This window comes from Halomonas sp. H5 (assembly GCF_050613175.1).
Taxonomy (GTDB): domain Bacteria; phylum Pseudomonadota; class Gammaproteobacteria; order Pseudomonadales; family Halomonadaceae; genus Bisbaumannia; species Bisbaumannia salifodinae.
In genome coordinates this window covers 336,129-349,336 of sequence record NZ_CP192510.1, presented here as the reverse complement: position 1 = coordinate 349,336, position 13,208 = coordinate 336,129, and the positions used below count along the sequence as shown (strand labels likewise).

Sequence of the window (13,208 nt, the reverse complement as noted above, 5' to 3'; positions counted from 1 at the left end):
GCGCGTACCATCGCGCAAACCCCTTGGGGTTATATGGTCAAGCCTCACGGGCCATTAGTATCGGTTAGCTCAACGCCTCGCAGCGCTTCCACACCCGACCTATCAACCAGCTAGTCTTGCTGGACCCTTTAGGAGGCGCAAGGCCTCAGGGAAGTCTCATCTTGAAGGGGGCTTCCCGCTTAGATGCTTTCAGCGGTTATCCTGTCCGCACATAGCTACCCGGCAATGCCACTGGCGTGACAACCGGAACACCAGAGGTGCGTCCACTCCGGTCCTCTCGTACTAGGAGCAGCTCTTCTCAAACTTCCGACGCCCACGGCAGATAGGGACCGAACTGTCTCACGACGTTCTAAACCCAGCTCGCGTACCACTTTAAATGGCGAACAGCCATACCCTTGGGACCGACTTCAGCCCCAGGATGTGATGAGCCGACATCGAGGTGCCAAACACCGCCGTCGATGTGAACTCTTGGGCGGTATCAGCCTGTTATCCCCGGAGTACCTTTTATCCGTTGAGCGATGGCCCTTCCATACAGAACCACCGGATCACTAGAACCTACTTTCGTACCTGCTCGACGTGTCTGTCTCGCAGTCAAGCACCCTTATGCTCTTGCACTCAATGCACGATTTCCGACCGTGCTGAGGGTACCTTCGTGCTCCTCCGTTACTCTTTGGGAGGAGACCGCCCCAGTCAAACTACCCACCACACACTGTCCTCGCCCCGGATGACGGGGCTGAGTTAGAACGCCAATGATGCCAGGCTGGTATTTCAAGGTTGGCTCCACCCGAACTGGCGTCCGGGTTTCCAAGCCTCCCAGCTATCCTACACAAGCAACATCAGCGTCCAGTGTGAAGCTATAGTAAAGGTTCACGGGGTCTTTCCGTCTAGCCGCGGGTACACAGCATCTTCACTGCGATTTCAATTTCACTGAGTCTCGGGTGGAGACAGTGTGGCCATCATTACGCCATTCGTGCAGGTCGGAACTTACCCGACAAGGAATTTCGCTACCTTAGGACCGTTATAGTTACGGCCGCCGTTTACCGGGGCTTCGATCAGGAGCTTCGGCCGGAGCCTAACACCATCAATTAACCTTCCGGCACCGGGCAGGCGTCACACCCTATACGTCCGCTTGCGCGTTTGCAGAGTGCTGTGTTTTTAATAAACAGTTGCAGCCACCTGGTATCTTCGACCGGTTCGTGCTTCCACCGTGGGGTGTTCACACTACGCCGGCGTGCCTTCTCCCGAAGTTACGGCACCATTTTGCCTAGTTCCTTCACCCGAGTTCTCTCAAGCGCCTTGGTATTCTCTACCTGACCACCTGTGTCGGTTTGGGGTACGGTCTCACAGAATCTGAAGCTTAGAGGCTTTTCCTGGAAGCGTGGCATCAATGACTTCCAGACCGTAGTCTGTTCGTCTCGTCTCTCGGCCTTGAGATCCCGGATTTGCCTAAGATCTCGGCCTACTGACTTTCACCAAGACAACCAACGCCTGGCTCACCTAGCCTTCTTCGTCCCCCCATCGCAATTCTGTGAGGTACGGGAATATTGACCCGTTTCCCATCGACTACGCCTTTCGGCCTCGCCTTAGGGGCCGACTCACTCTGCTCCGATTAGCGTCGAACAGAAACCCTTGGTCTTCCGGCGGGGGAGTTTTTCACTCCCCTTATCGTTACTCATGTCAGCATTCGCACTCGTGATACCTCCAGCGAGCTTCTCAACTCACCTTCATCGGCTTACACGACGCTCCTCTACCGCTCGTCATTCGACGAACCCGTAGCTTCGGCACCTGGTTTGAGCCCCGTTACATCTTCCGCGCAGGCCGACTCGACTAGTGAGCTATTACGCTTTCTTTAAAGGATGGCTGCTTCTAAGCCAACCTCCTAGCTGTCTAAGCCTTCCCACATCGTTTCCCACTTAACCAGGATTTTGGGGCCTTAGCTGACGGTCTGGGTTGTTTCCCTTTTCACGACGGACGTTAGCACCCGCCGTGTGTCTCCCACGCTGCACTCACCGGTATTCGGAGTTTGCCTCGGGTTGGTAAGCCGGGATGGCCCCCTAGCCGAAACAGTGCTCTACCCCCGGCGGTGATACGTGAGGCGCTACCTAAATAGCTTTCGAGGAGAACCAGCTATCTCCGGGCTTGATTAGCCTTTCACTCCGATCCACAAGTCATCCAAATCTTTTTCAACAGATCCTGGTTCGGTCCTCCAGTTGATGTTACTCAACCTTCAACCTGCTCATGGATAGATCGCCCGGTTTCGGGTCTATATCCAGCGACTGGTCGCCCAGTTAAGACTCGGTTTCCCTACGCCTCCCCTATACGGTTAAGCTCGCCACTGAATATAAGTCGCTGACCCATTATACAAAAGGTACGCGGTCACAGAACGAGTCTGCTCCCACTGCTTGTACGCATACGGTTTCAGGATCTATTTCACTCCCCTCTCCGGGGTTCTTTTCGCCTTTCCCTCACGGTACTGGTTCACTATCGGTCAGCCAGGAGTATTTAGCCTTGGAGGATGGTCCCCCCGTCTTCAGTCAAGGTTTCTCGTGCCCCGACCTACTCGATTTCACTGGATCAGGTTTTCGGCTACGGGACTATCACCCCCTATGGTCGAGCTTCCCAGCTCGTTCGCCTAACCAGTCACCAGCTTAAGGGCTGGTCCCCGTTCGCTCGCCGCTACTTGGGGAATCTCGGTTGATTTCTTTTCCTCGGGGTACTTAGATGTTTCAGTTCCCCCGGTTCGCCTCCTGCACCTATGGATTCAGTGCAGGATACTCATCTTATGATGAGTGGGTTTCCCCATTCGGAAATGTCCGGGTCACAGGTTGTTTGCCACCTCACCGAACCTTATCGCAGGCTACAACGTCCTTCATCGCCTCTGGCTGCCAAGGCATCCACCGTATGCGCTTAATCGCTTGACCATATAACCCGAAGGGGTCTGGTCGCGATTGGTACGATAATTGCCGGATACGCTTGAGACGTATCTTCAATTTGTCAGCATGATTCATATTGTTAAAGAGCGACTGTCAATCGACAGTCATAAACCGGTCATCATGGTCGATGATGATGGCTTATGACTGTGGATCCGATCAGGAAGTGACTGCTTGGTGGGGCGTGGGGAGATGGTGGAGCCTAGCGGGATCGAAGTCGTACGCGACCCCGGCGCGACCTCCTGGTGCAGGCAGGCGCTTTCCCAGCTGAGCTACCAAGAACCATTTTCTCTTCAAGAAAATGGTGGAGCCTAGCGGGATCGAACCGCTGACCTCCTGCGTGCAAGGCAGGCGCTCTCCCAGCTGAGCTAAGGCCCCACTGATACCCAACCTTGATCTGGGAATTTTATTCAGACCAAGGCATTTTGTGGCGACGCATAGCCTGCTATGCGAGTCACAAAATAACGCAGGACTGGATAAAATTTGGTGGGTCTGGGCAGATTTGAACTGCCGACCTCACCCTTATCAGGGGTGCGCTCTAACCAACTGAGCTACAGACCCGGCTAACCATAGGACATCCGCCCTAACAGTCATTTGCTCTGGTCGATCAGGTAATTCATTGTGGACACTTGCCGGCAGGCGGCAGTCGTCGTTTAAGGAGGTGATCCAGCCGCAGGTTCCCCTACGGCTACCTTGTTACGACTTCACCCCAGTCATGAACCACACCGTGGTGATCGCTCCCCCGAAGGTTAAGCTAACCACTTCTGGTGCAGTCCACTCCCATGGTGTGACGGGCGGTGTGTACAAGGCCCGGGAACGTATTCACCGTGACATTCTGATTCACGATTACTAGCGATTCCGACTTCACGGAGTCGAGTTGCAGACTCCGATCCGGACTGAGACCGGCTTTATGGGATTAGCTCCACCTCGCGGTATCGCAACCCTTTGTACCGACCATTGTAGCACGTGTGTAGCCCTACCCGTAAGGGCCATGATGACTTGACGTCGTCCCCACCTTCCTCCGGTTTGTCACCGGCAGTCTCCCTAGAGTTCCCGACCGAATCGCTGGCAAATAGGGACAAGGGTTGCGCTCGTTACGGGACTTAACCCAACATTTCACAACACGAGCTGACGACAGCCATGCAGCACCTGTCTGTGCGTTCCCGAAGGCACCAATCCATCTCTGGAAAGTTCGCACGATGTCAAGGGTAGGTAAGGTTCTTCGCGTTGCATCGAATTAAACCACATGCTCCACCGCTTGTGCGGGCCCCCGTCAATTCATTTGAGTTTTAACCTTGCGGCCGTACTCCCCAGGCGGTCGACTTATCGCGTTAACTGCGCCACAAAGTTCTCAAGGAACCCAACGGCTAGTCGACATCGTTTACGGCGTGGACTACCAGGGTATCTAATCCTGTTTGCTACCCACGCTTTCGCACCTCAGTGTCAGTGTCAGTCCAGAAGGCCGCCTTCGCCACTGGTATTCCTCCCGATCTCTACGCATTTCACCGCTACACCGGGAATTCTACCTTCCTCTCCTGCACTCTAGCCTGACAGTTCCGGATGCCGTTCCCAGGTTGAGCCCGGGGCTTTCACAACCGGCTTATCAAGCCACCTACGCGCGCTTTACGCCCAGTAATTCCGATTAACGCTCGCACCCTCCGTATTACCGCGGCTGCTGGCACGGAGTTAGCCGGTGCTTCTTCTGCGAGTGATGTCCTTCCTGAAGGGTATTAGCCCTCAGGCCTTCTTCCTCGCTGAAAGTGCTTTACAACCCGAAGGCCTTCTTCACACACGCGGCATGGCTGGATCAGGGTTTCCCCCATTGTCCAATATTCCCCACTGCTGCCTCCCGTAGGAGTCTGGGCCGTGTCTCAGTCCCAGTGTGGCTGATCATCCTCTCAGACCAGCTACGGATCGTCGCCTTGGTGAGCCGTTACCTCACCAACTAGCTAATCCGACATAGGCTCATCCGATAGCGCAAGGTCCGAAGATCCCCTGCTTTCTCCCGTAGGACGTATGCGGTATTAGCGTGAGTTTCCCCACGTTATCCCCCACTATCGGGCAGATTCCTATGCATTACTCACCCGTCCGCCGCTCGACGCCTGGAAGCAAGCTTCCATCGTTTCCGCTCGACTTGCATGTGTTAGGCCTGCCGCCAGCGTTCAATCTGAGCCATGATCAAACTCTTCAGTTTAAAATCATTGTGGTTCTTACTTGTCACCCGAAGGTAACAAAAGCGAACCAAACTTGGCTCAAGGTTCAAACGTTCTCAAAAAGACCCGAAGGTCTTTGACGAGTCGCTTGCCTTGATGATTTGGTGACTTCTCACCGCCTCACCGACAAGCGCCCACATGAATTACCTGATCGATTGTTAAAGAGCGGCTCCGGGCTCTCTAAAGAGCGGAGCGTCTCGCTTTGGTCGCTGTTGCGACGCCGCTGCGAGGAAGCGACATTCTACCGATTCGGCCGCTGCTGTCAAGCCCTGCTCGGCGACCCTGAGGCGTGCTGCGAGGCAGCGACCCGTGGTCATCCGAGCCGGCGACGGGCCGGTCGGTGTGGCGATGCATTCTACCGCATCCGGCCGTTCTGTCAATCGCGTTTCTCGCGAGAGGGATTCGAAAACCCCAACAGAAACAAGCACTTTTGCCACTCATTGCCGCTGGCCACGATGTCCGTCGCCGGCAGCGGATGCGTACTTTACGGATTTCCCCGTGGCCCTGCAAGCCCTTTGTGTCAGAAAGTTTATCCACAACCAAAATCGCCGACTCGCTGTGGACAAGGAAGGTGCCAGAGACGACAACGCCCGCACGAAGGCGGGCGTAATCAGGAGACGGGAGACACAGGTTAACCCACCGGTTTAGCGGGCCTTTTGAGCTTGCGCATCATCGCCAGCACGGGCCCCGAGACCACATAGGCGCCGAACAACAGCAGCAGCATCACCGAAGGCTGCACCGAGATCACCACGAAGGCCAGCACGATGGCCAGCAGTACCACGAAGGGCACCGGCCCCTTGAAATCGAACTCCTTGAAGCTGTAGTAGCGGATGTTGCTGACCATCAGCACGCCGGCGGCCCCCACCACCAACAGCATCAGCAGCTTGAAACCGAAGGCATCGGCGTCGAGGTCATGAAAGGTCCAGACGCTGGCCGCCACCAGGGCGGCTGCCGAGGGACTGGGCAGGCCGATAAACCATTTCTTGTCGACGCTGCCGATCTGCACATTGAAGCGTGCCAGACGCAGGGCGGCGCAGGCCACGTAGAGGAAGGCCACCACCCAGCCGGTCTTGCCGATATCCTGGAGGATCCAGGTAAAGGCCACCAGGGCCGGCGCCACCCCGAAGGAGAGCATATCGGAGAGGCTGTCATACTCCGCCCCGAAGGCGCTCTGGGTGTTGGTCATGCGCGCCACGCGACCATCCAGGCCATCCAGCGCCATGGCGATGAAGATCGCCACCGCCGCCGCGGTGAAGTCGCCGTTGATGCCCGCCACCACGGCGAAGAAGCCAGAGAAGAGCGCCGAAGTGGTAAACAGGTTGGGTAACAGATAGATGCCACGGCGGCGCACCTTCTTTCCATCCTCCACCGCCTCTTCGATGACCTCCGTCTCGCGCAGGAAGGCCGAGGCGATATCCTCCTCGGCATAGTCATCGCGTCGCTGATCGGTGTTGCTGGAATCCTGACTCATAATTCTCGTCCATTACCGGAAAGGGCAGCCGACAGATGACTGGCGACTGCCCCTATTCTACACACCGGCCGGGATCATACGACACGCTGTCGTCGGCAGAGACGACGAGGGCGCGGCCATGGCCGCGCCCTCGTATTCCAGAACCAGGCGGTGAAGCGCTTAGTTCTTGGACTTGTCCACCAACTGGTTGGCGGCGATCCACGGCATCATGCCGCGCAGCTTGGCACCCACCTGCTCGATGGGATGCTCGGCGTTCAGGCGACGACGCGCGGTCATGGAGGGGTAGTTGGTCTCACCCTCGCTGATGAACATCTTGGCGTACTCGCCGGTCTGGATGCGCTTCAGGGCGTTGCGCATGGCGGCGCGAGATTCATCGTTGATCACCTCGGGGCCGGTCACGTACTCGCCATACTCCGCATTGTTGGAGATGGAGTAGTTCATGTTGGCGATGCCGCCCTCGTACATCAGGTCGACGATCAGCTTGAGCTCGTGCAGGCACTCGAAGTAGGCCATCTCCGGGGCATAGCCCGCCTCGGTGAGGGTCTCGAAGCCGGCCTTGACCAGCTCAACCGCACCGCCGCACAGCACCGCCTGCTCGCCGAACAGGTCGGTCTCGGTCTCGTCCTTGAAGGTGGTCTCGATGATGCCGCTACGACCACCGCCGACGCCGGCGGCGTAGGAGAGCGCCAGCTCCTTGGCGGAACCGGAGGCGTCCTGGTGGATGGCGATCAGATCGGGGATACCGCCGCCCTTGACGAACTCGGAGCGCACGGTGTGCCCCGGGGCCTTGGGCGCGATCATGAGCACGTCCAGGTCCTTGCGCGGTTCGATCTGGTTGTAGTGGATATTGAAGCCGTGGGCGAAGGCCAGGGTGGCGCCCTGCTTCAGGTTCGGCTCGATCTGGGTCTCGTAGATGGCCTTCTGGTTCTCGTCCGGCGCCAGCAGCATGACCACGTCGGCGGCCTGGCTGGCCTCTTCCACGGTGGCGACCTTGAGACCGGCGGCCTCGGCCTTGGCGGCGGAGGAGGACCCCGGGCGCAGGGCCACGGTGACGTCGACGCCGGACTCTTTCAGGTTGTTGGCGTGGGCATGGCCCTGGGAGCCGTAACCGATGATGGCGACCTTCTTGGCCTGGATCAGCGAGAGATCACAATCTTTATCGTAATAAACGCGCATGGTGCACTCCTGGAGTCGTTGACCGTTGTGGTTGCGGTATCAGCGTCGATGGCCACCCGCGCCGTCTGACGCGGCGCTGGGATTGCGGCGTCGGGTCTCGTGCCCGATCGATGAATTGACTCTACGCCGCGCATCGCATTGCGTAAAACGCTATATTTGCAATACAACGAACCGAAATGTGAAACATACCATGGATATGCGCCCCCTGAAGCAATTCCTGGCCCTCGCCGAGAGCCTCCACTTCGGCCGCGCCAGCGACGCCTGCCATGTCAGCCCCTCGACCCTGAGCCGCACCATCCGCCAGTTGGAAGAGAGCCTGGGGGTGGCGCTCTTCGAGCGGGACAACCGCCACGTGGCCCTGACACCCCAGGGGCTGCGCTTCCAGGCCTACGCCAGGGAGGCCCTGGAGCAGTGGGAGCTGGTGCGCCATGAGCTAATGGAACAGAGCCAGGCCCTGCAGGGGGAGATCAGCGTCTACTGCTCGGTGACCGCCAGCTACAGCTTCCTCTACGAGCTGCTCAGCGAGTTTCGCCGCCACCACCCACGCATCGAACTCAAGCTGCATACCGGCGACCCGGCGGAGGCCATGAGTCGGGTGATGGCCGGCGAGGAGGACATGGCCATCACCCCACGCCACCGCACGCCCCCCGAGGCCCTGGCCTTCAAGTCGCTGACCCGCTCGCCGCTGGTGTTTATCGCCCCCCGGGACACCCCGGCGTGGCTGCCGACCACGCCTGAGATACCCGAGGCCCGGGCCTGGGCCGAGGTACCGATGATCCTCTCCGAGTCGGGACTCTCCCGGGAGTATGCCGACACCTGGTTCAAGGCACTCGGCATCACGCCGCGCATCTATGCCCAGGTGGCCGGCCACGAGGCGATCGTCAGCATGGTGGGCCTGGGCTTCGGCATCGGCGTGGTGCCACAAATCGTGCTGGACAACAGCCCATTGCAGGCGCGGGTGCGGCCGCTCGCGGTCAAGCCGGAGCTGCCCCACTACGATGTGGGCCTGTGCGTGCTGCATCGGCGCCTGAAGAGCCCCCTGCTGAGGGCACTCTGGCAGCAGGTAGCGGCCCGCTAAACGCAAGCGCCGCCCCGAGGGGCGGCGCTTATAGTTCAACGATGAGTAGATTTACGTCACGAGCGAAGAGAGGTCGGCTGCCGCCGGAGCACAGCAACCGGAGTTGACTGGCTGCTCAATGAGGATTGCGACGGTTCGACGCCTCGACACCGCCGGCGGCCGAGATATCGAGCGCAGTAGTAAATCAGAGGGACAATACCTTATCGCCGCGGGCAATCCCCGACACCCCGGTGCGCGCCACCTCAAGGATGCCGATGGGCGCCATGGCCTGCAGGAAGGCGTCCAGCTTGCCGGCATCGCCGGTGATCTGCACCGTGTAGAGGCTGGCGGTTACGTCGACGATCTGCGCGCGGAAGATATCCGCGGTGCGCTTCACCTCGTCGCGGGCGGCCCCCAGGGCCTTGACCTTGACCAGCATCAGCTCGCGCTCGATATGGTTGCCTTCGGTGAGGTCCACCAGCTTGACCACGTCGATCAGCTTGTTGAGGTGCTTGGTGATCTGTTCGATCACCCGGTCGTCACCCACGGTGGTCACGGTCAGCCGCGACAGGGACGGATCCTCGGTGGGCGCCACGTTCAGCGTCTCGATATTGTAGTTACGCTGGGCGAAGAGCCCCACCACGCGAGACAGGGCGCCGGGTTCGTTTTCCATCAGGATCGAGATGATATGGCGCATCAGGTTCGCTCCGTCTTCGAAAGCAGCATGTCGCGCATGGAGCCCAGGGGCACCTGCATCGGATAGACGTGTTCACGGGGGTCCACCTGGACATCGAGGAACACCAGCTCGTGCTTGTCGGCGAAGGTACGCTCCAGCGCCGGCTCGAGCTCGTCCAGGGTCTCCACCCGCAGCGCCGTGAAACCATAGGCCTCGATCAGCTTCTGGAAATCGGGCAGCGACTCCATATAGGAGTGGGCGTGGCGGGACTTGTAGTTGAGGTCCTGCCACTGGCGCACCATCCCCAGGGAGGCGTTGTTCAGGTTGACGATCTTCACCCCCACCCCGTACTGCTTACAGGTGGAGAGCTCCTGCATCATCATCTGGAAGCTGCCCTCGCCGGTGACGCAGATCACCTGATCCTCGGGGAAGTTCTGCTTGATGCCCATGGCCGCCGGGAAGCCGAAGCCCATGGTGCCGAGGCCACCGGAGGTGATGAAACGGTTGGGCTTGTCGAACTTGTAGTACTGGGCCGCGAACATCTGGTGCTGACCCACGTCGGTGGTGACGAAGGCCTCGCCGCGGGTGACCCGGCACATCGCCTCGATCACCGCCTGGGGCTTGATCTTCTCGCCGGGCGCCGAGGGCTCGTAGAGCTTGCCGGTGCGCTCCTCGCGCCAGCCGTCGATCTTCTGCCACCACTCGGTGAGCGCCTCGGGATGGGCGATCTCCTTGCCCTGCACCAGGCTGATCATCTCGTTGATCACGCTGCCCGCCGGGCCGACGATGGGCACGTCGGCGCGCACCGTCTTGGAGACCGAGCTGGGGTCGATATCCACGTGGATGATCTTGGCGGTGGGACAGAACTTGGAGGTGTTGTTGGTCACCCGGTCATCGAAGCGCGCGCCGATGGCGATGATCAGGTCGGCATGGTGCATGGCCATGTTCGACTCATAGGAGCCGTGCATGCCCAGCCAGCCCAGGCACTGACGATCGCTCTGCGGGTAGGCGCCGATGCCCATCAGGGTGGTGGTGATGGGGTAGCCCAGGCGCCGCACCAGGTCGGTGAGGGCCTCGCTGGCCCCGCCACTGACCACGCCGCCGCCGGTATAGAAGACCGGGCGCTTGGCCTTGAGCATCAGCTCCACGGCCTTCTTGATCTGGCCGGTATGGCCGCGGGTCACCGGATTGTAGGAGCGCAGCTTGACCTTCTTCGGATAGACGTACTCGTAGCGCTCGGTGGGCGAGGTCATATCCTTGGGGATATCCACCACCACCGGGCCGGGGCGACCGGTCGCCGCCAGGTAGAAGGCCTTCTTCAGCACCTCGGGAATCTCGCTGGGGTGCTTGATGGAGAAGCTGTGCTTCACGATGGGGCGGGTCACCCCGATGATATCGGTCTCCTGGAAGGCGTCATCGCCGATCAGGTGACTCATGACCTGGCCACAGATCACCACCATGGGAATCGAGTCCATATAGGCGGTGGCGATACCGGTCACGGCATTGGTGGCGCCGGGGCCCGAGGTGACCAGTACCACGCCGGGCTTGCCGGAGGCCCGGGCATAGCCGTCGGCGGCATGGGTGGCGGCCTGTTCGTGCCGCACCAGGATGTGCTTGACCTTGTCCTGGCGGAAGAGGGCGTCATAGATATGCAACGCCGCCCCGCCCGGATAGCCATAGATGTATTCGACGCCCTCATCCTGAAGGAAGCGGGCGATCATATCGGCGCCGGAAAGCAGTTCCACTGTGTTTCTCCCCTGGAGGTCTCGAGTGCGAGTCCCCACCGCATCAGGCGGTGGTGGAGTTCGAGTGCGGCGGTACGCCGCTGCCGGCATTAGCCGGCACCTGATGCCAAACCCTGGCTGATGGGGCCCGGTTAGGGCCTGCACTCTCATCGCGGCGGTTCGCCGCGTCGGGGCATTGGCCAGGCCAGGCGGATAGCCCGAACCCGGAAGTCCTTCGGCGGGTAGAGGCCCTGCGGCCTACCCTTCACGCGGCATCTGGGGGTCGCCCAGCGGAGTCCGCGCCCGCGATCAGGAACCGACAAGATTCCAATAGCGGCTCAACGGTGTCAACCGGCACGGCACCCCGCCTACACCGGAACGGAGAAAAGGTGCCCTCCGGACGCCCCCACTCAACCAAAGTCTAATGCCGGTCAGTCGCACTCCTCTCCCGGAGCTGCTGTAATGTCACGACAAGGTGACACGATTCATCTACCAACGCCGACACCGATACCCCTGGACGCCTCGATCTCGTTTCCACCCCGGAGGTGAATCGATTCATCTAAAAGGCGGCCTTCAACCAAAAGGACAACGACAATGTCTCGAATCGTGCAGTGGTCGATCACGGTGGCCCTCGCCGGCTTCCTGTTCGGCTTCGATACCGCGGTAATCTCGGGCGCCGACAGGCCCATCCAGGCCCTCTGGGGCCTGAGCGACTTCCAGCATGGCCTGCTGGTCATGTCGATGGCCCTGTGGGGCACCGTCATCGGCGCCCTCTTCGGCAACTGGCCGACCGACCACCTGGGCCGGCGCACCACCCTCTTGCTGATCGGCATCCTCTACCTGGCCTCGGCACTGGGTTCGGCGTTGGCCACGGACCCCTACTGGTTCTCCTTCTTCCGCCTGATCGGCGGTATCGGCGTCGGCATCTCCTCGGTGGCGGCCCCGACCTATATCTCGGAAATCGCCCCGCCCCGCTATCGCGGCCGCCTGGTCGGCCTCTACCAGTTCAACATCGTGTTCGGCATCCTCATGGCCTTCACCTCCAACTATGCGCTGGGCAGCCTCATGGGCACCGATGCCTGGCGCTGGATGCTCGGCATCGAGGTGCTCCCCGCCCTGCTCTACACCCTGATGATCTGCCGGGTGCCGCGCAGCCCGCGCTGGCTGATCCTCAAGCGCAACGACCTCCAGGAGGCCGCCCGGGTACTGCGCCTGATCGATCCCCAGGCCGATGTCGACAGGCAAATCGCCGAGATCCGTGCCGCCGGTGACGAGGAACGCAAGGTCCACGCCCCCTTCTTCTCGGGTCGCTACCGCCTACCGTTGCTGCTGGCCTTCCTGATCGCCTTCTTCAACCAGCTCTCGGGCATCAACTTCATCATCTACTACGCTCCACGCGTGCTGGAGGCGGCCGAGCTGGGCGGCAGCGTGGCCCTGCTCTCCACCGCCGGCATCGGCCTGATCAACCTGCTGTTCACCATGCTCGGTATGGCCCTGATCGATCGTCTGGGGCGCCGCATCCTGCTTTATGTCGGCTCGCTGGGCTACCTGGTCTCGCTGACTCTGATCTCCCGGGCCTTCTTCGCCGGCGAACTCGGCGGCCTCGACGTGCCGCTGTTGCTGGGCCTGTTCATCGCCGCCCACGCAATCAGCCAGGGGGCGATCATCTGGGTCTTCATCGCCGAGATCTTCCCCAACCACCTGCGCGCCCGCGGCCAGTCCTTCGGTAGCTCGGTGCACTGGATCTGCGCGGCGCTGATCACCCTGGTGATGCCCACGGTGCTCAGCACCTTCAGCGGCGGCCCCGTCTTCGCCTTCTTCGCCGTGATGATGGTGCTGCAGCTACTCTTCGTGATGTTCCTGATGCCCGAGACCAAGGGGGTCTCCCTGGAAGCGCTGCAGCGTCGCCTGGTCAAGGATCCCGAAATGCCCCCATCCACCGCCGTCGCCAGGAACTGAGC

General features: G+C 60.3%; 6 protein-coding genes, 2 tRNA genes and 2 rRNA genes. 2 read left to right on the top strand and 8 right to left on the bottom strand.

All coding sequences use genetic code 11. The features are described 5' to 3' along the window. Positions 1-33: 33 nt before the first annotated feature. From ACQ1W9_RS01580 to ilvC, 6 genes are all read right to left on the bottom strand, one after another. Positions 34-2,921, bottom strand: a 23S ribosomal RNA gene (locus ACQ1W9_RS01580). 311 nt (positions 2,922-3,232) lie between these two features. Then, positions 3,233-3,308: transfer RNA gene (locus tag ACQ1W9_RS01575), tRNA-Ala, on the bottom strand. A gap of 106 nt (positions 3,309-3,414) precedes the next feature. Then, positions 3,415-3,491, bottom strand: a tRNA-Ile gene (locus tag ACQ1W9_RS01570). A gap of 93 nt (positions 3,492-3,584) precedes the next feature. After that, positions 3,585-5,124 (bottom strand): 16S ribosomal RNA (locus ACQ1W9_RS01565). Together the 16S and 23S rRNA genes with 2 tRNA genes alongside form the textbook arrangement of a ribosomal RNA operon. A 650-nt stretch (positions 5,125-5,774) precedes the next feature. Next, positions 5,775-6,614, bottom strand: coding sequence for a CDP-diacylglycerol--serine O-phosphatidyltransferase (pssA, locus tag ACQ1W9_RS01560; protein WP_346061131.1), 840 nt, complete (start codon positions 6,612-6,614; stop codon positions 5,775-5,777). A 159-nt stretch (positions 6,615-6,773) separates the two neighbouring features. After that, on the bottom strand, positions 6,774-7,790 hold the full coding sequence (ilvC, locus tag ACQ1W9_RS01555) for a ketol-acid reductoisomerase (RefSeq protein ID WP_431025003.1): 1,017 nt from the start codon (positions 7,788-7,790) through the stop codon (positions 6,774-6,776). A 190-nt stretch (positions 7,791-7,980) separates the two neighbouring features. Here ilvC and ilvY point away from each other — a divergent pair, with 190 nt between their 5' ends. Beyond that, positions 7,981-8,868, top strand: a complete 888-nt coding sequence (gene ilvY, locus ACQ1W9_RS01550; RefSeq protein WP_431026393.1) for an HTH-type transcriptional activator IlvY — start codon at positions 7,981-7,983, stop codon at positions 8,866-8,868. Between the two features lie 184 nt (positions 8,869-9,052). On the opposite strand, the gene ilvN is transcribed toward ilvY, so the two are convergent. Both ilvN and ACQ1W9_RS01540 read right to left on the bottom strand, forming a co-directional pair. Continuing rightward, positions 9,053-9,544: an acetolactate synthase small subunit gene (gene ilvN, locus ACQ1W9_RS01545; protein ID WP_146801801.1), complete on the bottom strand. Its 492-nt coding sequence runs from the start codon at positions 9,542-9,544 to the stop codon at positions 9,053-9,055. Next, positions 9,544-11,268, bottom strand: a complete 1,725-nt coding sequence (locus ACQ1W9_RS01540) for an acetolactate synthase 3 large subunit (protein ID WP_431025002.1) — start codon at positions 11,266-11,268, stop codon at positions 9,544-9,546. Before ACQ1W9_RS01540 ends, ilvN begins: the two co-directional genes overlap by 1 nt. A gap of 573 nt (positions 11,269-11,841) precedes the next feature. On the opposite strand from ACQ1W9_RS01540, the gene ACQ1W9_RS01535 reads away from it, so the two are divergent. Then, positions 11,842-13,206, top strand: coding sequence for a sugar porter family MFS transporter (locus ACQ1W9_RS01535; RefSeq protein WP_431025001.1), 1,365 nt, complete (start codon positions 11,842-11,844; stop codon positions 13,204-13,206). Positions 13,207-13,208 lie beyond the last annotated feature (2 nt).